The sequence below is a fragment of the Vibrio mexicanus genome, from assembly GCF_001012815.1.
GTDB lineage: Bacteria > Pseudomonadota > Gammaproteobacteria > Enterobacterales > Vibrionaceae > Vibrio > Vibrio mexicanus.
Window position 1 is genome coordinate 33642 of sequence record NZ_JYJP01000054.1, and the last position, 25762, is coordinate 59403.

The 25762-nt window shown below is 46.0% G+C and carries 19 protein-coding genes and 6 pseudogenes; 6 read left to right on the top strand and 19 right to left on the bottom strand.

The window, feature by feature from the left end:
* Positions 1-143 precede the first annotated feature (143 nt).
* Positions 144-632, top strand: a complete 489-nt coding sequence (locus UA76_RS08410) for a PaaI family thioesterase (protein ID WP_047044872.1) — start codon at positions 144-146, stop codon at positions 630-632.
* A 49-nt stretch (positions 633-681) separates the two neighbouring features.
* On the opposite strand, the gene phnX is transcribed toward UA76_RS08410, so the two are convergent.
* The 3 genes and pseudogenes from phnX to phnW all read right to left on the bottom strand — a co-directional run bounded on the left by phnX (position 682) and on the right by phnW (position 4062).
* A complete protein-coding gene (gene phnX, locus UA76_RS08415; protein ID WP_047044875.1) occupies positions 682-1497 on the bottom strand; it encodes a phosphonoacetaldehyde hydrolase in 816 nt (271 codons plus the stop codon).
* 41 nt (positions 1498-1538) lie between these two features.
* A pseudogene (locus UA76_RS08420) lies at positions 1539-2932 on the bottom strand (aspartate aminotransferase family protein).
* 26 nt (positions 2933-2958) lie between these two features.
* Positions 2959-4062: a 2-aminoethylphosphonate--pyruvate transaminase gene (gene phnW, locus UA76_RS08425; protein WP_047044877.1), complete on the bottom strand. Its 1104-nt coding sequence runs from the start codon at positions 4060-4062 to the stop codon at positions 2959-2961.
* A 269-nt stretch (positions 4063-4331) separates the two neighbouring features.
* On the opposite strand from phnW, the pseudogene UA76_RS08430 reads away from it, so the two are divergent.
* The 5 genes and pseudogenes from UA76_RS08430 (at position 4332) to UA76_RS08450 (ending at position 10051) form a co-directional block, all read left to right on the top strand.
* Positions 4332-5341: pseudogene (locus tag UA76_RS08430) on the top strand (putative 2-aminoethylphosphonate ABC transporter substrate-binding protein).
* Between the two features lie 182 nt (positions 5342-5523).
* A complete protein-coding gene (locus UA76_RS08435) occupies positions 5524-6645 on the top strand; it encodes a putative 2-aminoethylphosphonate ABC transporter ATP-binding protein (RefSeq protein WP_047044880.1) in 1122 nt (373 codons plus the stop codon).
* Positions 6646-6653: 8 nt separating this feature from the next.
* Positions 6654-8371, top strand: a pseudogene (locus tag UA76_RS08440) (putative 2-aminoethylphosphonate ABC transporter permease subunit).
* A 9-nt stretch (positions 8372-8380) separates the two neighbouring features.
* Positions 8381-9085, top strand: a complete 705-nt coding sequence (phnR, locus tag UA76_RS08445) for a phosphonate utilization transcriptional regulator PhnR (protein ID WP_047044884.1) — start codon at positions 8381-8383, stop codon at positions 9083-9085.
* A 60-nt stretch (positions 9086-9145) separates the two neighbouring features.
* Positions 9146-10051 (top strand): EamA family transporter, encoded by a 906-nt coding sequence (locus UA76_RS08450; RefSeq protein WP_047044887.1) that lies wholly within the window; start codon positions 9146-9148, stop codon positions 10049-10051.
* Between the two features lie 355 nt (positions 10052-10406).
* Here UA76_RS08450 and UA76_RS08455 read toward each other — a convergent pair whose 3' ends face one another.
* From UA76_RS08455 to cyoA, 16 genes and pseudogenes are all read right to left on the bottom strand, one after another.
* The gene (locus UA76_RS08455) at positions 10407-11639 is read right to left on the bottom strand and encodes an MFS transporter (RefSeq protein ID WP_047044890.1); all 1233 of its coding nucleotides are present in this window, start codon (positions 11637-11639) and stop codon (positions 10407-10409) included.
* A gap of 267 nt (positions 11640-11906) precedes the next feature.
* Complete coding sequence (locus UA76_RS08460) at positions 11907-13169, bottom strand: metal-dependent hydrolase family protein (protein WP_047044891.1); 1263 nt, start codon at positions 13167-13169, stop codon at positions 11907-11909.
* A gap of 192 nt (positions 13170-13361) precedes the next feature.
* Positions 13362-14884, bottom strand: a pseudogene (locus UA76_RS08465) (PTS transporter subunit EIIC).
* 346 nt (positions 14885-15230) lie between these two features.
* Positions 15231-16490, bottom strand: coding sequence for an ABC transporter substrate-binding protein (locus UA76_RS08470; RefSeq protein WP_238322229.1), 1260 nt, complete (start codon positions 16488-16490; stop codon positions 15231-15233).
* Positions 16487-16594, bottom strand: a complete 108-nt coding sequence (locus tag UA76_RS25435) for an ATP-binding protein (RefSeq protein ID WP_337588523.1) — start codon at positions 16592-16594, stop codon at positions 16487-16489. Before UA76_RS25435 ends, UA76_RS08470 begins: the two co-directional genes overlap by 4 nt.
* A gap of 2 nt (positions 16595-16596) precedes the next feature.
* Positions 16597-17919, bottom strand: coding sequence for an ATP-binding protein (locus UA76_RS08475; RefSeq protein WP_238322230.1), 1323 nt, complete (start codon positions 17917-17919; stop codon positions 16597-16599).
* Position 17920: 1 nt separating this feature from the next.
* Positions 17921-18618: pseudogene (locus UA76_RS08480) on the bottom strand (response regulator).
* A 222-nt stretch (positions 18619-18840) separates the two neighbouring features.
* Complete coding sequence (locus UA76_RS08485; RefSeq protein ID WP_238322231.1) at positions 18841-19392, bottom strand: hypothetical protein; 552 nt, start codon at positions 19390-19392, stop codon at positions 18841-18843.
* 37 nt (positions 19393-19429) lie between these two features.
* The gene (locus tag UA76_RS08490; protein ID WP_047044894.1) at positions 19430-19993 is read right to left on the bottom strand and encodes a copper chaperone PCu(A)C; all 564 of its coding nucleotides are present in this window, start codon (positions 19991-19993) and stop codon (positions 19430-19432) included.
* A 55-nt stretch (positions 19994-20048) separates the two neighbouring features.
* The gene (locus UA76_RS08495) at positions 20049-20660 is read right to left on the bottom strand and encodes an SCO family protein (protein ID WP_047044897.1); all 612 of its coding nucleotides are present in this window, start codon (positions 20658-20660) and stop codon (positions 20049-20051) included.
* Positions 20661-20733: 73 nt separating this feature from the next.
* Positions 20734-21633 (bottom strand): heme o synthase, encoded by a 900-nt coding sequence (gene cyoE, locus UA76_RS08500; protein WP_047044899.1) that lies wholly within the window; start codon positions 21631-21633, stop codon positions 20734-20736.
* A gap of 12 nt (positions 21634-21645) precedes the next feature.
* A complete protein-coding gene (gene cyoD, locus UA76_RS08505; protein WP_047044901.1) occupies positions 21646-21996 on the bottom strand; it encodes a cytochrome o ubiquinol oxidase subunit IV in 351 nt (116 codons plus the stop codon).
* On the bottom strand, positions 21996-22652 hold the full coding sequence (gene cyoC / locus UA76_RS08510; protein WP_047044905.1) for a cytochrome o ubiquinol oxidase subunit III: 657 nt from the start codon (positions 22650-22652) through the stop codon (positions 21996-21998). The genes cyoD and cyoC overlap by 1 nt, the downstream gene beginning before the upstream one ends.
* A 17-nt stretch (positions 22653-22669) precedes the next feature.
* Positions 22670-24597: pseudogene (locus tag UA76_RS08515) on the bottom strand (cbb3-type cytochrome c oxidase subunit I).
* Complete coding sequence (locus tag UA76_RS25615; protein WP_420340907.1) at positions 24513-24755, bottom strand: hypothetical protein; 243 nt, start codon at positions 24753-24755, stop codon at positions 24513-24515. Before UA76_RS25615 ends, UA76_RS08515 begins: the two are co-directional and overlap by 85 nt.
* Complete coding sequence (gene cyoA, locus UA76_RS08520) at positions 24745-25629, bottom strand: ubiquinol oxidase subunit II (RefSeq protein WP_047044908.1); 885 nt, start codon at positions 25627-25629, stop codon at positions 24745-24747. The genes UA76_RS25615 and cyoA overlap by 11 nt, the downstream gene beginning before the upstream one ends.
* Positions 25630-25762: the final 133 nt, after the last annotated feature.

The following is a 25762-nucleotide window of genomic DNA, read 5'->3' on the forward strand; positions in this document are numbered from 1 at the left end:
AGGTTTCAAACGGATGATTTTTGTCTAAACGACAAATAATTTTGTAGCCACTTTCAGCCCCTCCCAATCACTTGAGAAAGTGTAAGTTGATGAACATTCGCAACGTGTTCTATACCTAATAGAAAGCATTTCTGGAGGTTTCGATGGCGGACAGCGATAACCCACACATTGCGATTCAAGATCAAATTCCACACAACCATTGCTATGGATGTGGTAACGAAAACCCCAAGGGGCTGCACATCAAAAGCTTCTGGATGGATGAGAATGTCGCCTACTGCAACTTTAGGCCACAGCCACATCATTGCGCTGGGCCTATCCACTTTGTTAATGGTGGGATCATTTCGACCATTATCGACTGTCACTGCGTGTGCATGGCAATTTCTAAAGGCTATCAGTTACATGGCAGGGGAACGGGCGAAGGTGAACAAATTTGGTTTGCGACGGGTAATTTGAATGTGTCTTTTTTAAAGCCAGTGCCAATTGATACGGCGGTAACCCTGCGAGCCGAAGTGATTGAGGCTTCTGAAAAGAAAATGAAGATAGTGTGCGAGCTATTCTCGAACGAGGCCATTTGCTGTCGCGCAGAAGTCATAGCGGTTAAAGTTCCTAACGAGTGGTTTCATTCTCGTTAGGAGCTTTCATTCTCGCTAGGAACAAAGATAGATTTGGTTTGTGAACGGTCTATGGGCGTTCGCCGGCCTCTAAACGGCGCTCAATGTCGGCAACCACTTCTGGGAAGTCCGCAATCGTATCGATCAAATAGTGCGGTGAGCTTTTGATAAGCTTGGCACGAGCTTTTTCACGGGCTGCATTCAGTGTCTCTTCATCTGCCGCTTGGTACTCTTCAAACGTCAGACCCGCTTCATTGCCAGAAAGCAGAAGACCAACAGTCCACATACCTGCGTTATGCCCTTCATCAATACCCGGCGCGGCATCATCCACTTTGATACAAGCGTTAACGTCAGTCACGTTTAGCTCTATCACATTCTTCAATGCCATGAATGGCGCAGGGCGTCCTCCTTGAGGAAGGTCGTCCGTCGCAACCACGTAATCGGGTTTGTATCCGTAGTCTGCCGCAACTGGAATCAACACATTCATGACTTCACGAGGGTAGCCGGAACAAGAGCCAATTTTAATGCCTTTGTCTTTCAGGCCGTTGACCACCTCAATTGCATTAACGATTGGATCGGCGTGATCGGCTACCTTGGCTTTTTGCAAAGGCATGAATGCCGCGTAGATTGCATCAATGTCTTCGCTCGTCATTGAACGACCGAACTTGTCATTCCATCGCTTATCTACTGCAGGAATTCGACCTACTGCTTGGATGTGGTCCCATTTGCCCAGCCCCATTGGTTCGCGTGCTTCTTCCAAGTTGATATCAAAATCAAAACCTTGTTTGAACGCCTCAACAAATATGCTGGTTGGCGCAAATGAACCAAAGTCTACGATAGTACCAGCCCAGTCAAAGATAACTGCTTGAATTGGTGAGTTACTCATGTTTAATCCTTTTTATGTTTGTCAGAGCGCTTAACAGCCCATTAAATTGATAAAGTGGTTGGATAGTTAAAGTCTTCGCATACTTTGGTGATCGCTTCTTCGAAGATAGCCAACGCTTCGGTTAGTTGTTCGCGAGTAATGATCAGAGGTGGACTTAACTGAATCACATTGCCTTGAGAAACTTTAAAGCTCACTCCATTGTTCAAGCACTGGTAAAGCACAGCTTCAGCTTCATCAAAAGCGCGCTCTTTGGTTTCACGATCAGTCACAAGCTCAATGCCCCACAACATACCGATGCCACGTACATCGCCAATCACTGGGTATTTGGCTTTCATTTCCAATAGCTTTTCACGCATGAACTGACTGTCGTCTTTTGCTTTTTCTAGCAGGCCTTCTTGCTCGATAGCTTCCATAGTGGCCAATGCCGCTGCACAACCAATTGGGCTTTTCTCGTGAGTGTAATGACCCATCGAGATTTGTTCGGCCGTGTTGTATTTGTCTTTGGTTACCATGGCGGCGATGGGTACTAGCCCTCCACCTAGGCCTTTACCAATACAAAGCATGTCTGGTTCAATATCATAAGCTTGGTAGGTGAACCATTCGCCGCTGCGACCCATGCCATTAGGAATATCATCGATAATCAGCATGACATTGTGTTTGTCGCAAATTTCACGAATGCGCTTCCAGTAGGCTTTGCTCGGTACTTGAACGTCGGTATTGCGAACCGCTTCAGCGATAAACGCACCCACACCACCCTCTTTTTCTATCACGTATTCAAGGTAATCGGCATAGTGCACATCACTGCCATCAGGACTCGCCAATGCACCTCGGTAAGACACCGCTGGCGGAATGCGCTCAACACCCGCCATTAACGGCCCCATACCTTGGCGAAAACACGCTTCGCCCCGACAGAGATAGCATCCAACGATGCGCCGTGGAAAGAGTCCCACAACGACACTACCTTGTAGTTACCTGTGATGTGGCGTGCCAACTTAAGTGCCATACCCACCGCAGATGTCCCACCGGGTGCAAACAATACACGATTCAGTTCGCCACCACAGATTTCCGTTAGCTTTTCCGCACACTCAATCGCCGTTTCATTAGTAAAACGACGTGGTGAGAACGGCAGTTTGGCGATCTGCTCTTGCACACGTTTAATCACATGCGGATGACCATATCCTAGCTGGTGAATATTGTTGCCATGAAAATCCATGTATTTTTTTCCTGTGGCATCTTGGATGTAAATCCCCTCTGCTGCTTCAAGCGTGTCGAGACAAGGCGTTGACATCGCTTGATGAAGAAAGACTTCAGAATCTCGTCTCAATAATGCTTGAGTTCGCGCATCGTCCATCGACGCATTCCAGGCTTGCCTCGCGGGCGTAGTGTTGACATCACCTTCACTGCGAAAGTGTGTTGGCTGTACATTCTGCTTCATGATTATCACTTACTTCGCTTTCTGGCTTACGCCACTTTCCAATACATGGCTTTTTCAATCGCACCAATTAGACGCTCAATATCTGCAGGGTAAACTTCACCAATATTGCCGATACGGAAACAGTCTGCGTTTGACACTTTGCCTGGGTAGATCACAAAGCCTTGTGCTTTTAAGCGCGTATAAAACTCTTTGAACTGGTAATCGCTGTGATTAGGCGAATAGAAAGATGTGATGATCGGAGAATGAAGTTCATCATTGAGCAGTGGTTCAAAGCCTAATGAGCGCATACCCGCAACTAAGGTGGTTTGATTGGTTTGGTAACGATGGTGACGAGCTTTCACGCCCCCTTCTTCTTCAAGCTCCAGTAGCGCTTGGTAGAATGCACGAACCGTATGGGTTGGAGACGTGAAGCGCCATTTCCCATGATTAGCCTCCATACAGTGCCACTGGTCGTAAAGATCTAAACTCAATGAACGTGCTTGTCCTTGACACTTTTCAAGTTCACTTTGCTTTGCAATCACAAAACCAAAGCCCGGCACACCTTGAATGCACTTGTTAGCCGAACTGATCATAAAATCAATGCCTAGGTCGGCAATATCGATTGGAATACCTCCAAAGCTCGACATCGCATCTAAGATGACAACTTTGTTATGGGCATTGGCAACTGAAGCAATCTGTTCAATTGGATTGAGCATGCCTGTGGTGGTTTCACAATGCACGATCGCAACGTGTGTGATGCTAGGGTCCGACGCCAGTGCGGTTTCAACCTCGTTCAAGTTAGGCTGTGATGTTTCACCTGGGGAAACCACATGGCACGGAATATTCAAGTATTGAGCGATTTGAGCAATACGAGCACCGTAAGCGCCGTTGTCTACAACGAGTAGTTTGCCTTCTCGACCGATCGCGCTACCAATTGTCGCTTCAACCGATGCTGTCCCGCTACCTTGCATTAATACGCTGGTGTAGCCGTCTTTTTGAGTCGCGAGTTTCACTAATTTAGCGCGAATAACTTCAACAATCTCTTTGTTGTAATCGTCATCCCAAGTGCACCAGTCTTTAAGCATGGCTTCACGCACGGTTTCTGAAGTAGATAGCGGACCAGGAGTTAACAGTAGGTATTCATTCTTCATCTTGATTTCCATTTAATCGACCACTCGGCATATTTGGTATACACCAGATTTAGAGCTACTCTATCAAGTTCGAAAATCATTCGTAAACAGGCCAAAAGCGAATTTCATAAAACTTTCATATGGCATATTCTAAATTCAACCTAGTGCATATTGACCCTTAACTTTCGCAAAACTGCCATTTTAAGGTCACATATTCGTCATAAATGCTCAGTAGCTTGTAGAACACCAACTGGTACAGACCAAATTGACTTAGCCAATAACTGGAGAACATGATGAAAAACCGTTTTATGAAAGGATCACTGGCTGCGCTTGTTTCTTTGCTAGCCTCTAATGCAATGGCAGCACAGGAAGTAACGGTTTACACCGCTTTCGAAACTGACATTCTTGCGAAATACAAGTCTGCATTTGAGAAAGATAACCCAGACATCAAAATTAAGTGGGTTCGCGACTCAACGGGCATTATGACTGCGAAATTGCTTGCGGAAAAAAACAACCCACAAGCCGAAGTTGTATGGGGACTTGCAGGTTCTTCAATGGCGCTGCTTAAAGATGAAGCCTACTGAAGCCATACACACCCGAGGGTCTTGAGCAACTACACGCAAACCTAAACGACCCACAAGATAACCAAGCATGGTTCGGTAACGACGCATTTTTTAACGCCGTTTTGCTTTAATGAGATTGTGGCAAAGCAGTTGAACTTACCAAAACCAACCTCTTGGGAAGACCTAACCAACCCAGTTTATAAAGGTCACATTGCGATGCCAAACCCTGCTTCGTCAGGCACGGGCTACATGCAAGTTTCAGCTTGGCTACAAAACATGGGCGAAGACCAAGCATGGAACTACATGCGTGAGCTAGATAACAACATCGCACACTACACACACTCTGGTTCTAAGCCATGTGTTCAAGCTGGTATGGGTGAAGTTGCAATTGGTATTTCTATGGCAAGCCGCGGCGCTAAATTGAAAACTCAAGGCGCACCGCTTGCGGTTATTACTCCGCAAGGTATTGGCTGGGAATCAGAAGCGGTTGGTCTAGTCAAAGAATCTGACGCAGCGAAGCGTGTGGTTGACTGGTCAATCTCTAAAGCGGCTAACGAACTTTACGTTGAAATGTACCAGCTGTGGGCCATAAAGATGTGAAGGCAACTGTCTCCCACTTCCCTAATGTACAAGAAAACATGGCAGATATGGACTTTGCAGAGATGGGTAGCAAACGAGCAAAGATCCTTGCGACATGGTCTGAGAAATTCGACGCGAAATCTGAGCCGAAATCATAGTCGATTGATGGTGAAATTTTCTGAAAAGGGAAGCTTCGGCTTCCCTTTCTTTTTAAACCCAATAACTCATCGAACACGACTAAGTGGGCTTTCATCTTACTGTCATCGACTAGCTATAAATTTGTCATCGCAACGTAACATGGCAACTTTAAATTTGGTATATACCATTTGGAGTGTGTATTATGTCTACAAAACAAGATTATCTAACGATCGAAAACCTAGTAAAAAACTTCGGTCAATTCACTGCCTTAAAAAACATTTCATTATCCATTGAGAAAGGCGAGTTCGTCTGCTTTCTAGGCCCTTCTGGCTGCGGCAAGACAACCTTACTAAGGGCAATTGCGGGCTTAGACTTGCCAACGTCAGGCACTATTTGTCAGCATGACAAAGAAACCACATTCTTACCTCCTGAGAAACGAGATTTCGGCATAGTTTTTCAATCTTATGCACTGTTCCCTAACCTAACCGTGCAAGAAAATATTGCGATTGGACTGAAAAATCAGGGGATGTCGACAAAAGAAGCATTAGAGAAAGTTGACTATTGGCTGGAGATGATTGGTCTGCCAACATCTGCACAGAAGTTTCCTAACCAACTTTCTGGAGGTCAACAGCAACGTGTAGCGCTAGCTAGAGCACTCGCCCTATCTCCAGGATTATTACTTCTCGATGAGCCACTATCTGCTCTCGATGCTAAAGTTCGTGTCCACCTACGCGATGAAATCTGCAAACTACAGCGTAAGCTTGGCATTACCACCATCATGGTCACCCATGACCAAGATGAAGCACTTTCAATGGCAGATCGAATTGTAGTAATGAACCATGGTGTTATTGAGCAAGTGGGCACACCACAAGAAATCTATCAAAAACCCGCAACCCGTTTTGTCGCAGAGTTTGTTGGCCGTATGAACTTCATTGAAACCTCTGCGCCGACTTCGACTCAGATCCGCGTTGCCGACACACTGTTACCAACACCAGCACTGACAAACCGCACAATTTCTGCAGGTGAACGATTTGACCTAGCAGTTCGACCAGAAAGCATCCGATTCATTGAGAAAAGCCAAGTTGGGAATGACCAATATGCGCTACCTGTTCGAATCACACAAACAGAGTTCTTGGGTGCTTTCTTCCGCATTGATTGCGTACTTCAAGATAATAACTCAGCGAAGCCCCTAGCGATTGATGTCGCTGTAGATACAGTAAAGCAATTAGACATCAAAGTGGGCGACGTCCGCCACATTCAGTTCTCCAATGACGGACTGCATGGGTATGCCATTCCAGCCAATGCTAAAGCTATCGCAGCATAGGTAACACGATGGAAGCGAAAACTATGAATAGCCTAATGACCCAAGAGCAATCTAAATCTTTTATTAGTCGCATCAGCCGAGACAACCTCATCCTATTTGGCCTTTTAGCAGGACTATCGACATTAATGGTGTTGTTCATCCTAATGCCATTGTGGGCAATGCTTGCCAAGAGTGTTCAGAATGCCAATGGTGAGTTTGTCGGATTAGAGAACTTCTCAACTTACTTTGCCTCGTCGAGTTTGTGGGTTTCGGTCGGTAACACCTTCACACTAGGCTTAATTGTCACCACTATCGTTGGCTTTTTGGCGTTTGGCTATGCTTATGCCCTTACGCGTTCATGTATGCCATTTAAAGGCTTGTTTCAAATATTGGGAACGGCTCCTATCCTAGCACCATCATTGTTACCTGCTATTAGTTTGATTTTCCTATTTGGCAATCAAGGTATCGCTAAAGAGCTACTTGGGGGACACTCAGTCTATGGTGTCATCGGTATCTCTATGGGACTTATCTTCTGGACATTCCCTCATGCTCTGATGATTTTGACGACGTCATTACGAACCTCAGATGCTCGACTATACGAGGCTGCTCAAGCATTAAAAACGTCGCCAATCAAAACCTTTTTTGTTGTTACGCTTCCAGCGGCCAAATATGGCTGATCAGTACACTTATCGTGGTGTTCACGTTAGTTATCACTGATTTTGGTGTGCCAAAAGTGATTGGCGGTAGCTACAATGTTCTGGCTACGGACATCTTTAAACAAGTCGTCGGCCAACAGAATTTTGCTATGGGTGCGGTGACAAGTATTATGTTGCTTTTCCCTGCTGCTATTGCATTTGGCGCCGATCGCTGGGTGCAAAAGAAACAGAAAAACCTGTTCGACACCCGTTCCGTGCCTTATCAACCAGAACCAAACAAGACGCGTGATGGGCTTTGCTTGGCTTACTGCTCGCTCATTTCAATTGCTGTACTCGCAGTGCTAGGTATGGCGGTTTATGGCTCACTTGTTACCTTTTGGCCGTGGAACAAGGCACTTACTCTCAGCAATTATAACTTTGCCGAAATCAGTACCTATGGTTGGAGCCCGTTCTTCAATTCTCTAACCTTAGCAGGTTGGACTGCCGTTATTGGTACTGCTGTGATTTTTGTTGGTGCTTACGGTATTGAAAAGGGTCGCGCCTTTGCACCTATTCGTCAAATGATGCAGATGCTGAGTGTTGTGCCAATGGCAGTACCAGGTATGGTGTTGGGCTTGGGCTACATCTTTTACTTCAATGATGGCAACAACCCACTTAACTTCCTATATGGCACCATGGCATTTTTGGTCATCAACACGGTCGTACACTATTACACCGTAGGCCACATGACGGCACTGACTGCACTAAAACAACTACCATCAGAAATTGAAGCGACCGCAGCTTCGGTTAAGCTTCCGCAGTATAAGCTGTTTTTTAAAGTCACGTTGCCCGTGTGCTTACCAGCAATACTCGATATTGCTACCTACTTGTTTGTTAATGCATTAACCACCACTTCTGCGGTAGTATTCCTTTATTCGACTGATACTATCCCTGCGTCAGTGTCCATTCTCAACATGGATGATGCTGGGCAAACCGGTTCTGCAGCCGCCATGGCGGTAATGATCATGATTGCCGCAGCGATCGCTAAATTAGTACAGATGACATTGGGTAAACTGTTAGAAAATCACACCCAAGCTTGGCGCAAAAGATAAGGACACTTCGTGCAGTACGTAAAAATTAAAGATTCTATTGTTGAACAAATTGAAGCAGGTATGCTTTCCCCGCGTCAGAAACTGCCTGCAGAGCGTAAGTTGGCCGAGTCATTTGACACCACCCGCGTGACACTTCGTGAAGCGCTCTCTTTACTAGAAGCAGAAGGTCGAATTTATCGAGAAGATCGTCGTGGCTGGTTCATCTCGCCAGAGCCGTTACGTTACGACCCTACTCAAACGCTTAACTTTCCCAACATGGCGAAAGCACAAAATCGCAGCCCAAAAACCGAGGTAATTTCGGCCAAGAGCAGCCTAGCCAATAAACAAGCGGCTCGCTTGCTAGACTTGCAGCCTTTCTCCGATGTGTATCAAGTGGATCGTGTACGCTATCTAGAAGACAGACCTGTGGTATTTGTGACCAACTACATCCGTCCAGAACTGTTTCCAAACTTACTGAGTTACGACTTTTCAAATTCCCTGACGGACATCTATCGCGAGCACTTTGGTATGACCTACCAAAAGATACGCTACCGCATTTCCACCAGCACTTTACTCGGAGACATTGCTCAAGCACTTCGTGCAACATCGGGGACACCTGCTATGGTCGTTGAACGTGTGAATTACAATCAACATGGTGAGTTAATCGACTGCGATATCGAATACTGGCGACACGATGCTATTAGTATTGAATCGATAGCTGAGATTAAGCGCTAATAGGCCTTTCCCAAGAGCTCCGCTAAGGGGCTCTTAAATATTTAGAATACAGGAAAGTTAATGGACTTTTTTGCGATAACACTCGTCGTAATTTCAGCAGTTCTTCATGCTGGTTGGAACATCTTAGGCAAAAGTAACTCCGGCTCTGGTTTGGCCTTTACGATGGCAGCTAGCTTTGCCGCTTGCTTTTTACTGACTCCATATTTACTTTGGTTTCTCGCATCCATTGGTTGGTCTGCTCTACCTGAACAGTTTTGGTTAATGCTCCTTGCCAGTGGTATTGCACAAATTGTTTATTTGGTGGGGCTCATCGTCGCTTATAAACATGCTGATGTTGGCGTTGTGTATCCAATCGCTCGTGCCTTGCCTGTCATGATGGTTGGCGCGATTAGCTTAACTTTAGGCCATACATTAACGCCCTATCAATGGATTGGATTTTTCTTCATTACGTTTGGTTGTATGTTGGTTCCGTTGACTCAATTTAGCCAAGTAAAACTAAAATCGTACGCCAACATCGGTGTCTTCTGGGCTCTCATAGCGGCAGTTGGCACTACAGGCTACTCAATTGTCGACAAAGAAGCGTTGAACCTACTGACAGAGGTCGCGAATCAAACCTTCAGTGATCAATACAGCGCCATTTTCTATCTAGGGGCACAATTTTGGGCCATCGCGGTACCTTCTTTAATTTGGTGTCTCATATCAGGAAAATTCCAAGAGGTCGTGACCGCGTGGCATATTCGTCGCAATGCCAGTATTGCAGGTGTAATGATGGCTGCAACTTACGGGTTGGTTCTGTTTTCTATGACAATGACAGACAACGTAAGTTTAGTGGTCGCACTACGACAGATTAGTATTGTGTTCGGACTCTTGATGGGTATTTGGTTTTTACGTGAGAAGTGGTACCTCACGAGAGGCCTTGGCGTACTCGCCATTGTTTCGGGGATTATTTTGGCTCTCTCGCCTTAGAATATAAAAAGTCCCAACAGAGTACGTCAAGTAAAAGCCCCAGTGATAGTTGATACACGCTAATCGCATTCCAAGTCACGCACATCACTAAATGAAACAGTTGAACCTGCAGTGCGGGCTGACATTGTTGAAGCAACATTAAGTGCCCTTATAGCAAGTACAAGTAGATGGACAAAAGAAAAAAGCCCAGTTGTGACTGGGCTAAAAATTGATGTAATTTAGATTAAAGCTCGTGAAGAATCTCTTGGTAGATCTTCGCAACATCAACTTCGCCCTCTCAGTAGCGAATCCAATTTCCGTTGGTTGACTTTTTCAATTGATGAAACAAGCCATTTCCAGTTATAGCTGCCACAGCCTATTGTTCGGTTTGAATACGTAACTTTCGACGACTCATCAGATAAAAGCTTGCGATCGTCGCGGCTGTTAGAATGCCACTCCCCATCAATAGTACATCAACGGAAGAGTACTCGACTACGAAAGCAGATAAAGCACGAGAAAACGGGATCGCCCCCACTACAGACAGCATAACCATAGAGATGGTTGTACCTAAGATATGACGCTGCGTTGTTGTTTGTAAATGAGTAATTACAGTTACTCTGATACAAGCATCAGCAAAGCCAATTAATGCGACAGCCAACAGAATCAGATATTTCTGATAGAACACAGCCAACGCAAACAAGGCAGAAGCAATCATCAATTGGAACATGCAAACTCGGCTAACAGTACCGGCTTTAAGCTGCAGCTTTGCAATCAGAAGATATCCAATAATAGCACCCACGGCTTGGACTGAGAACATCTGACCATAGTTGCTAACATCAGCAGCAAAGCGCTCAACAACAATCAATGGATAAGCGACACTCGATGGCCCGACGGCAAACACACAGACAAGAAACAGCAACAAGATAATGTTTCTTACTTCATTGTTCGCCCAGACCGTTTTGATGCCATCCCATAGGCTGCCTGATGGCGACGGAGATTGATTAGAAATGGGTAACTTTCGAATCAGTAAAATGGCAAGCAACTGGGCGACTGCCGCCGCTACAATCGGATAAAAGTATTGCAAGTGATTTTGTTGCCCCAGAGATTCTAAGTAAGCAATCGAACTTGCTGCAGCAGCCGGAGCGAATATCTGACACATTTGAATCGTACTCATGATCATGCTGTTGGCACTATTCAAATGATCTTTCTCAACAATAGAGGGAACTATGCACTCTGTCGCGGGGGCAATGCTTGCGCTAAACAAGCTAAATCCCAATGCAAACAAACAGAGGGTATAAATGTTTACCCAATCATTCAGCAGTAAGCTACCAAACACTCCAAAGAGGAGAACTAACCCTAAACGTGCCCCAATCAGTAGACGTTTGGCCCCAAATTTGTCTGCCAGCCGACCACCATAAATGATAGCTAAGCCCCGAGGAAAACTTTCTATGGCGAGCACTACAGCCACCGCACTTTTACCGCCGCCGTCGACTGTTAGTGCCATCCAAGGCATCATGATTAACATGAAAAAGTCGGCGAACGACGTCAGAGTCGTTGCCCCAACATGCCTACCAAACGCAGGATAAGACTTTATAAGTTGATAGGCCATATGCGAACTCTCACCTTCCCTTTTGCTTTTCTATCGCAACCAATATTCCATACGCTCTGGGTATGGTGTCTAAACAACGATGTTCATGCGAGCCTAGATAATAAATTTTCGATAGACATCAGGTAATTAGTGGGGAGTGCAAAGCTAAAGCAAACCACAAAGTGTCATCTGCTTTGTGTTTAACTTCTGGATGAGTTTACTGACCAATGAAAAAAAGCAGGCCCCATACGAAGCCTGCTTTAGTACTAGTTAATATGGTCTAGATTGCTACAGCGTATTCTTGTAAACAACGCCATCTTTCATAATCACTTTTTTAGTTTCATCTTTCACAACACACTCTACTCCTTCTAGTGGGTTACCATCGATGATAAGTAAATCCGCATAGGCTCCCTCAACGATTTGACCTAATTTACCTTTCTGATACGGGTGCTGGTAAGTCGACATTTCAAATAAACGAGCACAATTTGACGTCGCCATACGCAAGGCAGTAATCGTGTCGAATGTGTTCTCGATTGCTGTCAGTTCTTGCATTTGAGTCTCGTGCACATTGCTTGTGCCCACACAGTCAGTGCCAAATGCGATGTTTTCGATGTTGTATTTCTTAATCAGCTCAGCGGACTTGAACATTGCTTTGCCCACACGTTCTGTCTTCTGGTACGTCTCTTCATTAGGCAGTGGAATCTTACGCTCTGCAATTAGCGATGAGGTAAAGTACGAAGGTACAACCCAAATGCCTTTTTCTTTGATGATTTGAGCGATCTCGTCATCCATTATTGTTGCGTGTTCAAAACATTTAACGCCAGCTTCCGCCGCTCTGTGCATTGCCGGTGCGGTATGGATGTGCGCCGCCACATAAGTGCCATAATCGCTCGCGGCTTCTACTGCCGCTTTCATCTCATCTAACGTGTATTGCAGCGTATCAAGAGGATCATACGTCGAAGACGCGCCACCACCCGCCATAATTTTGATTTGAGATGCGCCGTTGAATAGTTGCTCACGCACCGCTTTCAGCACTTCCGTTCTGCCATCGGCTACTTTGAAGGTGCCTGTTTTCATGATTGGAGAATCTTCGTGACCACTGGCTAAACGCTGCTGCGCTTGGTTCTGACGATAATCAGAGTGGCCGCAAGTTTGCGAAATTGCCGCTTGCGAAGGTAAGATTCGAGGCCCTGTCGCGTAGCCAGTATCAATCGCGTTTTTCAACCCTAACGTATTGCCGCCAACATCACGGCATGTTGTGAAACCGCGCATCAGCATCTCTTGGGAGATTTTCGCAGAACGTATAGCAATCTCGTTCGTGGTCATTGAATCCAGTACATTAAAGCCCGCCGAAAGAGTGATATGAACGTGAGCGTCAATCAAACCTGGCATCACGGTACCGCCATTCGCGTCGATGATTTCATCGGCAATCGCTGGGTCAATATCGCCAATCTGAATGATCAGATTGTCTTGAATAAGCACCGAAACATTTTCAATCAGTTTGTCATCAGTACCATTAAATACGTTTGCATTGATAATCAGTGTGTTCATTGTCTACCCCTTGTCAGAAACAGGTTTATCTCGTTGATGGGGTAACTATATGAGTATCTTACGCGTAAAAATTGCCATTAGGTGACAATCAATTATAACGTCTCAAGCTGCTGCAAAATGGCAATAACATTACGTACTAAAAAGGCCATGGCGAAAACCATGGCCTGAACTCATCAGTTAGATTGATATTCGCTACGCAGGATTCGCCGCCGTTTGCACTGCTGATGCATCACCTGAACTGTTGATGATCTCTGAAACAAACTGAGCTTTTGCGCCTAGGATGATTTGCAATCCGTTGCTACCGACTCGAATCACACCCATTGCACCCAGAGCCTTAATCGCCTCATCATCAACTATCGATAGGTCTTTCAACTCTAAACGCAGTCGAGTAATACAGGCGCCAGCGGTAATGATGTTCGGTTTACCACCAATCAGAGGCAGGATTTCCGTCGCCAAATCTTCGTTCGATAGTTCGATAGCTTTAAGCTCTCCATCATCACGACCCACAGTCTTGAAGTTAAACTTACGAATCGCAAAGCGGAACACACTGTAGTAAATCACCGCCATAGCAGAGCCCCACAGCAATACGTTCACCCAGTTGGTATTAAAACCGTCCATAGAAGGCAGCACACCGAAGGAGACAAAGTCGATGATTCCCGCAGAGAATGTTTTACCAATGTGAACATCCAATGCATACGTTACTGCGTATGACACACCCGCCATAATGGCAGAGAATACGTAAAGCAGTGGTGCAACAAAGATAAACGCAAACTCCACAGGCTCTGTAATACCTGTCACGAATGACGTTAACGCCGCTGAACCTAAAATACCCGCAGCGATCTTCTTGTTCTTATCTTTCGCTTCGTGGTACATCGCTAGACAAGCTGCTGGGAAAGCGAACATGTAAATAGCGAAGTTACCCGATAGGAACTTACCTGCCGATTGATATTCATCCGTTGAGAAAGTCGTTACGCCATCTTCAAGCATTTTGAACCAGATAGTGTGGTCACCATTCACTACGGTACCGGATAGAGTTGTGTATTCACCAAAAGAGAACCAGTAAGGGCTGTAGAAGATGTGGTGCAGACCAACAGGAATAAGCGCACGCTCCATAAAGCCATAGATGAAGGTAGACACATACATGTTACCGCCATTGGCCATATGAGACAGCGCATCAATACCCGATTGGATGTAAGACCAAACATACGGAAGCACTAAGCCGATCAAGAAAGCGCTAAACGCGGTAACAATTGGTACGAAACGCTTACCCGCAAAAAAGCCAAGAAAGTCTGGTAGCTTAGTATCGTAGAACTTTTGATACATGACGGCTGCAAGCACACCCGCTATCAAACCACCAAACACACCGGTTTGCAGTGACGGTATGCCCATTACCATGGCATATTTACCACCGCTCATGGCCATTTCTGGCGTAATACCTAAAGCAACACCCATGGTTGCATTCATTACCATCATAGCAACAATCGCTGCTAGGGCGGCAATACCCGATTCTTTGGTTAGACCCACCGCGGCACCGACAGCAAAGAGCAAAGCGAGGTTTTCAAAGATGATCCCCCGGCTCTCATCATCAATGGAATATCAAGTTTGGCACCAAACGCAAGTAGAAGACCTGCGGCTGGCAAAATAGAGATAGGTAGCATCAGCGCTTTCCCGATGGAGGATAGCCGGGATAGCCCACTCTTAGCATTGTTCAACATAGTTAGATTCCTTTATACATTTCACGTTGTGGCATGCTTAAACTATCACTCGGCAAAAAGCTAAAGGTTACAAATGGCTATCGATTTGTAAGTAGACTGCTTACAAACACGAAATAATCGTGTAATACCTTGAGAAAGAGCCAATATTTAATGACTTATGCGGTACAGAAGACAAAAAAAGGGCACCGATAATCGGTGCCCTTTGGAGTTGTAGGGGGTGGCTTCTTTTATCAAGATGCCATTTGATAATACCGAAATGACGAGATAAGTCGTTTGTCGGTTTGTAGCCGTTTTGTAAACAAAGTCGTTACAAATCTATTTTACGACTATTCAAACCTAGTCTGCGCTAAGGCGTTCGTACTCGAATCCCCATCAAACGTACGACAACCGTTTCAGGTTGAACCGAGTCATCCGAGAAGTAGCGATAAAGCTCGCTCGCCACCGCGTTTTGTACAATTGGGTCCACGGCCATCGAATCCACAATACTTGGTATGGCAGCGCCTTTCTCAATCGCCTTTTGATAATCGGCGTAAGACTGCTTTTGACAACTCGACAAAGAATCAATCGGAATGTTCTTTTGGGCCGGAATACTGCCTTTTCGTCTGTTCAGTTCTAACAAAAACTCAGGTGAACTTAACTCTGAAACCACATCCATCCCCGACGGACGCTTAGAATCAAAGTGACGGAAAAAGACTAAGCTGTCTGAGTTATAGATAAAACCGGACTCCGTCGAAGGAAACGGCGCACAGCGAATATGCTTAGGTACGTCATTGTGATGATAGAGGATCTCGCCCAATGCCCAGTCACCGGTAAACTGAAATGCATGATCACCACGCATCAGAGCTTCGACCCCTTCATCCCAACGCATGGTTGGCAATGGAGAACCAGCAATCTGGCTTATCTGACGAAAACGTTCAAACACCTGCTTTGTTGTATCGCTGTTTAATGCTTCAGGATTGAGGTTCACAAACGCATCCACGTAATAATCTGGGCCGCCAACCCCAAAAGCAATGTTCTCGAACAGTTGTACGATTTGCCATTGATCATTACCCAACGCGATGGGTTTAACACCCGCCTGTTTGAGCTGTTCCAGACCTTGAATCAGAGATTCCCAATCACTAGGGATCTCAACCTTATGCTGAGCGAGTACATCATAATTAATCCACATCCAATTAAGACGGTGGATGTTCATCGGGATAGCCACGTAATTCTGCTTATAGCGGTTAATATTTCGAATATCGCTGTATAACAAAGTGTCCCACTGCTGCTGAGCAGCGACTTCATCCAAATCCACTAGAAAGCCTAGCGCCGCCCAAGAGGAAATTGCTGGGCCTTCCATCAACGCCATATGCGGCGGATTACCCGCAATGGCTCGAAACTGCAGAGTCGTCTTTGCCGCTGCTCCACCACCACCCACAATCGGATCACTACGAAGTCGGTGTGGGGTTTTATCAAAGCTTCCTTCAATGACTGATAAAGCCTCAAGCTCTCCTTTTGATGTCCACCAATGTAAGAACTCGACCTCCTCTGCAAAAGCCATTGAAGGGAGACTAGAAGCTAAACCAGACGCCAATATCAAAGCCAGCATTGCCTTACGTATTCTCATTGAGCACTCTCTAAAGTTAGGTTCACGATTAGCCCTTGCTCTTCATCGTTTGACATCGTGATATCACCACCGTGTGTTCTGGCGATGGTTCTCGCAATGGCCAAACCTAAACCACTGCCGGGGTCGATTCATTATCAAGACGGGTATAGGGTTTGAAAATGTCCTCAAACTTGTCTTCAGGTACACCCTCCCCATAGTCTTTGAAGGTTATGGTGGCAACACCCTTATGATAAGAAGCATCCACATCCACGTAGTCGCCATATTTGACCCCGTTTTCAACCAAGTTAGCGATACATCTGCGAATCGATAGTGGGCGACCAAAAATAACCACGTTACCCTGAACGGAAACCTGCACACGATTCTCTTCCCGATTGTGTATTTCGGCGCTTTGGTTGATTACTTCTTCAAGGTTCACCCAGTCTAAGTCTTCGTGGATACCCTCATCCTTTAAGCACTGCAAGGCACCATCAAGCATCAGCTCCATGTCATTAAGAAGCTTTTCGAATCGCAGCCTTGCTTGAACATCATCCAACATTTCGGTACGCAGTTTTAAACAAGCCAAAGGCGTTTTAATATCGTGAGAAACGGCGTTAAAGAACAACTCTCGATCGCGTAGATAAGATTTGATCCTTTGATTCATCTTGTTGAATGCGTGGATGGCAGCTCGAGTTTCAACACTGCCCTCTTCCTCGATAGGTTCGACTTCCATACGCGCGCTCATCAAAGACGCAGAACGCGCCAATGAGCGGAAAGGACGCACCTCTTTCTGCGCCACTATGTAAGCTACACCAAGCAACAAAATCGTCGCGATAACAAGAAATACTAACTGTTTGGTTTCGAAGATCTCGTTCGTCAGTGAGTTGTATGACAGCGGCAGAACCGTCGCCATGTATAACCAACCATCATCTAGTTTGGTTTGAATCACTACAATCGGAAGATCCAAGTCCCCTAACACCAAACTGTAGTCTTTCCACAGCGCTGGCAGTTCATCGAGCTTGAGCTCTGAGTCAAACACCACCAAATCTTCGCGGTGGGTAATCACCAATGAAGACTCTTTTGGGTACTTCATTTTCTGTTGAAGTAGTTCGATCGATTGCTGCTCGATACCTTCCACTAAGGTGTAATTATCGAGCGACTGAACATCAAGATGATGGCTGTTGATCGAAATAAAAAATCGCGTACCGCCCATATTGCGTAACTGCTGCAACACTAAATGGCGATAGCTTGTCGGTAAGTCGACAAAATAATTAATCGTGTCGGAGGCAGACGTGGTGATGGCCGACATCGCATTCCATGCTGATTCTTTCTTGGATTCTGCGTTACTGGTATACCAAATAGCACCAACAAAGACTTCGGCCACCACGATCACCGCCAGCATCGAGAAAGTGATGCGAGATACCATAGACTGGAACGGCGCTTTCGCAAACATATCAGTTCACCGCTGAATCTAAGACAAACATGTAACCTTGATTTCGGAGGCTCATAATCACGCTTCGGTCATGGTCCCCAATCTGTTTTCTCAGACGGCTAATCTGAACGTCGATACCTCGCTCTAGTGGCTCGGCATCACGCCCCCAAAGGCTTGAGCAATATCATTGCGACTCAGTAAACGATTCGGTGAACTCAACATCAACGTCAGCAAGTTATAGTCAGCGCCAGACAAAGCGACAACCTCACCTTGCGATCCCAATAGATGCCGCTTCAACGTATCAAACTTCCACCCCATAAACTCGACAAAACGCGAGGAATTATCCGTGGTGTAACTGGAACGTCTGAGCAGCGCTTTAATGCGTGCGAGCAGCTCTCGAGGATTGAAGGATTTGGTGATGTAATCATCTGCGCCAATTTCTAATCCCGCAATTCGGTCGGCATCATCGGTCACGGCGGTCAGCATGATGATAGGCACCTGAGACGTGGTTCGCAGCTTTTGACACAAAGTTAACCCATCATCGCCGGGCAACATGATGTCCAAAATGATTAAGTCGGGTGTGGTGGAGTCTAAGATCTTCCACATATGGCTACCATCGGTGGCGGTCTTTACGGTAAAGTTTGCTCGTTCTAAATACTCGCTTAAGGCATCCAAAATTTCTTGGTTGTCGTCAACAATGAGAATAATTTTGTCGTCCATTACAGCACCTACACCTATTTAGAAACTAATGACCCATCGGTTAATCACTGATTTATCACATTTCTAAATCTGGCGACAGCGAGCAGTTTCAATTATGCAATAATCTGTGACAGCAAATTCGTTTTATCGAGTTTGAGACAAGTTCGGACTTATCGAGACGTAAAAAAAGGCCTAACCAACTGGCTAGACCTTTCTATGAGTGAGTTCTCTTTAGCAGAACGCTTAACTCGATACGACTTGTCTGGTTGTAACCAAACAAAGCAGTCCGAACTGATCGGTGAGGAAGGCTTGCTTACCATTCACACGCTTGCTCGATAACACCATGGTATTTTGATTCAGCTTGCCCTGAAAGTCCCATTTGCTGAAGGCTTCATGGCGAGCATCTGAACACGATGTTTGCAGAATAAAGCTTTCCGTCACCGAGGTATCACAACGTCCTTGAGAGTTCACGACACCATGAAACGTCACATGACTGCCCCGGTCTCGGTATTCTGCGACGGCAAGCGCGTTGAACATTTGGTTGTCGCTGTCTGATTCGCCATAAGCCAGCATACGATGCGGGTTTTGCTTAAGGGTTTTCGACGCCAGCCCCCTAAGTTCAACGGAGCAAGGAATACTTCGCTCTTCAGAGATGGTATCCATTGAAGTACGCACTGGCGCTACTTCTTGGTTTGCCAACACCGAGGTGCTCATCACTGCGCTTACAATAACGCTTGAGACTGCTGCTTTCTGGAAAGGCATTCTCCCGAACATAAAGCCTGTTAACCCTTTCATACCGCTACCTCTTATCTCGATTTGCTGTTGAGCTAAATTAGTCTGCTTTGATCACTGGCATGTCGATGGTCGCTGTTGTGCCATTATCAAACACCAACTCAACCTCGATACTTTCACCATCGGTTAAACGTTGGTTAAGCATCATAAACATCAAATGATAGCCACCTGGCTTTAAGTAAAACTTCTCGTTTGCTTCAATTTCAACGTACTCCACTTTGCGCATTGCCATTTTGCTATCGCGCATGAACATGCGGTGGATTTCAGTGTGTTCAGCAACCGTAGTTTTCGCTTCTGTTAGACGCAGCGTTTCATCGCTTTCGTTTACGATGGTTAAGTATCCCGCACCCACTTTAACACCAGGGATCGTCGCTTTCGCTCGCGCATCTTCAATGGTAATCGCGTCACTGATCGACTGGCTTTCACCTATGAACTCGCTGCTACTCCCATGATGAGCATGGTCGTGGTTGTGTTTCTCATGGTCGCTATGTTGCTCATGGTCACTGTGGTTTGCGTGTTCGCTGTGGTCACCGTGATGATGAGCGTTCGCAACTTGTGACATTAAAATCGCTGCAGCCAGCAAGCTAAGAGATTTGAGTTTCATTGATGGCCTCATTTCTAAATAATTGGTTTTGGAACGATTTGTACTTTGAGCAGTACTAATTATTGGTTGTTATCGCGCGCTCAATTCGAGCAGCCAGCTCAATTGGCGTGGTAGCGTAACTCATAGAATCAACGAGTTCGCCTTGAGGGTTGATGATGTAAAATCGCGATACATGGTCGACGGTATAAGAAAGTCGAGATGATTCCATGGCCACTAGGTCATAGTAGACACCATACTGACGAGTCATCGCTTGGATCTCTTCAGGCGTCCCTGTGATACCGAGAATGCGTGGGTCAAAGTACTGCGCGAACTCGTGTAGAGACTGCAGGTCATCACGCTCTGGATCGACGCTAATAAAGAAACCTTGTACGTCATCATAGTGAACTTCGTCCACTTGTCCTAGCGCGGCTGAAATCACGCCCATTGAGGTTGGGCAGACTTCTGCGCAGTTCAAGTAACCAAAATACATGATGACTGCTTTGCCTTCGTACTCGGCCAAATCGACCGTGCCATCGAGGTTTTTAAGTTGAAACTGACCGCCTAAATCCTTGGCTTGAACAGGTTTTTCGCCCACCGGCACCGTAATATTGTCCAAATACAGTGCCAAGATCGCAGTCAGCGCCAGCGCGCCCGCGACCATTACCCATTTCACAGGATTCATTTGCATTAACTTCTCCCGATAGAGACTTCAAACAGCAATGACTCAAAGAACCATAGTTCTGGAAGCATCGTCTCTGAAATCAATACTGCTTGGCGTGTCGCTCCATTTCTGGCGCTGCTAATTCTGGGGAAGTAAAGTCGATAGAAATCAACAAACAGAACACCATAATCGATACGATGGAGAAGATAGTAAGCTGCTTGCCCCATTGCTCTGTCGGCATTTTTTGGAAGCTCACCTTCGCCAGATACAGCCAGTACAAGCTCACTAAACCAACACCCAGTGCATACCAACTGCCCGCATAGCCTAGATAACTTAACGCTAAAGCCGCAATGGCAAATGCCACTATGTAAGCAATGATGTGCGTGCGCGCTTTGTCTACGCCTTCTTTAATTGGAAGGACCGGAATATTCGCCGCTTTGTAGTCGTTGAATCGGTAGATCGCGATCGCGTAAGAGTGCGGGATCTGCCAAATACAGAACGTGATGAACAAAATCACCGCGCCTGCATCAAATTGGTTGGTTACCGCGCAGTAGCCAATCACTGGTGGACAAGCGCCAGACAGGCCACCGATTAGCGTGCCATGAACTGATTGTCGTTTGTAGTAAAGCGTGTAAAAGCCAACATACACGACAAAGCCCAATAAACCGAAAACAAACGCAAGAAAAGACGTGTAAAAGTACAACGTCGCAAAACCCACAAAACCAGATGCGAAGCCCAAGCTAATCGCATGTGAAACCGGTACGATTTTCTGTACCAGTTCACGCTGACAAGTTCTCTGCATCTTGGCATCGATATCTCGGTCCACGTAGTTATTGAACACGCAACCAGAGGCAACAATTAAGGTAGTACCAACACAAACTGCCACAAATGTCTGCCAATCAATTTGGCCTTGTGAGGCCAAAAAGAAGCCAGCAGCCGCGGCAACTAAGTTGCCGCGGATAATGCCAGGTTTGGTCAATTGGAGGTAATGTTTAAACATTGTATCTTCCGTTTAGTGACCCATAAGCATGTTGTGGTTTAGGTGATCCATAATCCACAACGAACCGACGAGGATAATCGCCACAATCACGACCACAAAGACCGCGGAAGTGGTATTCCACATCTGTTCAGATGATGTGTTCATGTGTAAGAAGAACACAAGTTGAACCATGATCTGTGCCACTGCACACACCATGATCACAGCAACTTTAAGTTGCGGGCTGCCGACGTCCATCATCACCATTGCAAATGGGATAACAGTCAGAATGATGGAGTAGATTAAACCACCCACATACTCTTTTATGCTGCCGTGTGCTTGCCCGCCGTGGCCAGTTTCGCCGTGAGCACCAGTAGAATGACCCATTACATAACTCCCATCAGGTAAACAACACTAAATACACAGATCCAGATAACATCTAGGAAGTGCCAGAATAAGCTCAGACAAGACAGACGTGCGTGATTATCTTCAGTAAAGCCGTCGCGCTTAAAGTGGAAGTACAGAACGATCATCCAAATCAAACCCGCGAATACGTGCAGACCGTGCGTCGCAACTAGAGCGTAAAACGCAGACCAGTACGCACTGCTGTCAAACGTCGCACCCGCCTGGCTGAAGTGGTAAAACTCGTACACTTCCATGATTAGGAAGCCTAAACCCAGCGCGAAGGTAATACCCAACCAAGTAAGCATTCCTTTCATGTCGCGGTTCTGTGCCTTCAGCATACCCATGCCGAAGGTAAAACTACTTAGAAGTAGTAGTGCTGTACCACCAGCCACGAACCATAGATTAAACAGTTCAGACGGTTCGATGATGCCAGCAAAGCTGTTTGAGAATACGGCGAACACTGCAAACAGAGTACCGAAAAGCAAACAGTCACTTAGGATGTAGATCCAAAAACCAAAGATGGTGTCACCCGCATAGTCATGATGATCGTGATCATCATGACCGCCATGGGGTGCTTGAGTGTCAACCGAAGATTCCGGCTGACGTTCATTAAGCGTGCTTTCAATAACAGCGGTCATAATAGTTCCTTAAATCCTTACGCAGTTGCACCAGCAGGTTTTAGGTCATCATCGCGCGATGAATCATCATCCTGCTCTGGCTTCTGAACATTCTTCTTGTCGCGTTCAACCGCCGCCAAATGCTCTCCTTCAATTGCTTCAACTTCTGATACCTCAACAAAGTAGTCTTTGCTGCGTTGGAAGCTGTAGGCAATCCAAGAACCGATCATGCCGATAGTACTTGCGATAACTAACCACCAGATGTGCCATACAAAAGCAAAACCGAATACCAACGCGAATGCACTGATGACTACGCCCGCCCACGTGTTTTTAGGCATGTGAATGCGCTTGTAACGCTCAGGTTTTTGGTAAGCAGTACCATTTTCCTTGCAGTAGTAGTGCTGATCACGGTCTTCAATCTTTGGCAGTGTCGCAAAGTTGTAGAACGGTGGTGGAGATGACGTTGCCCACTCAAGAGTACGGCCATCCCATGGGTCACCTGTGGTGTCCATGTTTTCTTTGCGGTCACGGATACTGACAAATACCTGCCAGAACTGAACTGCGATGCCTGCTGCAATGATTGCTACACCGAATGCCGCCGTCCATAGAAGCGGTGCCCACTCTGGGTTGTCAGCAACGTTTAGACGACGCGTCATACCGTTGAAGCCAAGAATGTAAACAGGCATGAAGGCAACGAAGAAACCGATCGTCCATAGCGCACACGAAAGCTTACCTAGGCGCTCATTAAGCTTGAAGCCAGTCGCTTTCGGGAACCAGTAAGTGAAGCCTGCAAAGTAACCAAATACCGCACCACCAATGATTACGTTGTGGAAGTGAGCGATAACGAACAAGCTGTTGTGTAGAACAAAGTTCGCCGCTGGAATGGCCAGCATGACACCCGTCATACCACCAATGGTAAAGGTAATTAGGAAAGCGATCGTCCACCACATACTTGCAGTAAACTCAACGCGGCCTTTGTACATGGTAAATAGCCAGTTAAATATCTTAACCCGGTGGGTATCGATATGATCATTGTGGCTATACCAAAGAATGCGTTCACGCTAGCCCCCGCACCCATGGTAAAGAAGTGGTGTAGCCATACCACGAACGACAGAACCATGATTACTGCTGTCGCCCACACCAAAGAGGTGTAACCAAATAGACGTTTACGCGAGAATGTCGCGGTAATTTCCGAGAAGATACCAAACGCAGGCAAGATCAGGATGTAAACCTCTGGATGACCCCATGCCCAAATCAAGTTCACGTACATCATCTGGTTACCACCCATATCGGTAGTAAAGAAGTGCGTGCCCATGTAGCGATCAAGCGTCAGTAACGTTAGCGTTACGGTTAGAATTGGGAAAGCCAGTACAATCAGAGCGTTAGAACACAGTGCTGTCCACGTAAACACTGGCATTTGCATAAGCTTCATGCCCGGAGCGCGCATACGTAAAATCGTTACAACAAAGTTCACACCCGTTAGAAGGGTACCAATACCCGAGATCTGCAATGACCAGAGCCAATAATCGACCCCTACCCAGGGGCTATACTCCATGCCAGACAATGGCGGATACGCCAACCAACCCGTTGCAGCAAACTCACCAACAAACAGAGAGATGTTGATCAGTAGCGCACCTACTACGAACAGCCAGAAGCTGAGCGAGTTTAGGAACGGGAAAGCAACGTCACGCGCACCAATCTGCAGCGGTACGATGATGTTCATCAAGCCCACCACCAGCGGCATGGCAACAAAGAAGATCATGATTACGCCGTGCGCAGAGAAGATCTGGTCGTAGTGCTCGGGTGGAAGATAGCTCATGTCTACGGTAGATGCCGCTTGTTGCGTACGCATCATTACCGCATCTGCAAAACCACGTAACATCATACTAACGCGACAATGATATACATGATACCAATCTTCTTGTGGTCTACCGATGTAAACCAGTTGTCCCACAAGTACTTCCATTTGCCTTGATGAGTAATATAAGCAAATAGTCCTAGACCGCCTAGAATACAAGCGATCATTACCGGCAAGATAACAGGGTCAGTCACTGGGATAACGTCCCAGTTCAGCTTACCAAATATCGGATCCGGTTCAGCGTGTACATCGCCTTTATAGGCCATTTTGAGCTCCCGAGTGTTTTTCAATAATGTCTTTAAATCTCAATGGGTCGACAGACGCAAAGTACGTCACAGGGTGTGGCGTTTTGATTTGCTCTTTTGCGTTAGCGGTTAGCCAGTCGTAGCTGTCGTCATTCAGTTTGCTTTCTGAAGTTTTTACCTTCTCAACCCACTGGTCGAAACCAGCGTCGTCTTTAACGTGCGCTTGGAAGCGCATGTTCGCAAAACCAAATCCGCTGTAGTTTGCAGAGATACCACGATAAGTGCCCTGCTCTGAAGCCATTAGATTTAAACGGTTTTCCATACCAGCCATGGCGTAAACTTGGCTACCCAGTTGAGGAATGAAGAATGAGTTCATTGTTGTGTCTGAAGTCACAACAAAACGTACAGGTTGATCAACAGGGAATGCCACTTCGTTTACCGTTGCAATTTGATGTTCTGGATAAATAAATAACCACTTCCAGTTCATTGCCACGACTTGAATTGTCATTGGGTCTTTGTCTGAGACGATCTCTTCACGGGGATCCAGAGAGAAAGAAGTCTTATAGGTCAGCCAGCCAAGTGCCAAAATGATAAGACACGGAACGGCCCACACAACCACTTCAATCTTGGTGGAGTGTTCCCAGTTAGGCTTGTATTCGGCCTCTTTGTTCGTATGGCGATACTTATATGGGAAATACACCGACATAAGCAGTACTGGGACTATGATGATAGCCATAAGAATAACCGAGATGATGATTAACGATTCCTGAGCCTCTCCAATTGGGCCTTTGGGATCGAACAACACCATGTCAGTACTAAAGAGCCAGCCAAAAAACACAAGTGTAGCGATGGAAACTATGGCTAGTGCAACTTTGAAGTTACATTTAAAGTTCATTTGTCCTCCCTGGATGCTTTACGTAAAGAAAAAGATCACAGACAAAAAGTTGGGTTAGATGATAAAAAACTTCACCCGCACTCAATTAAATGCATAACCGAAACGCTCAAAATAACAATAAATAAATATTACA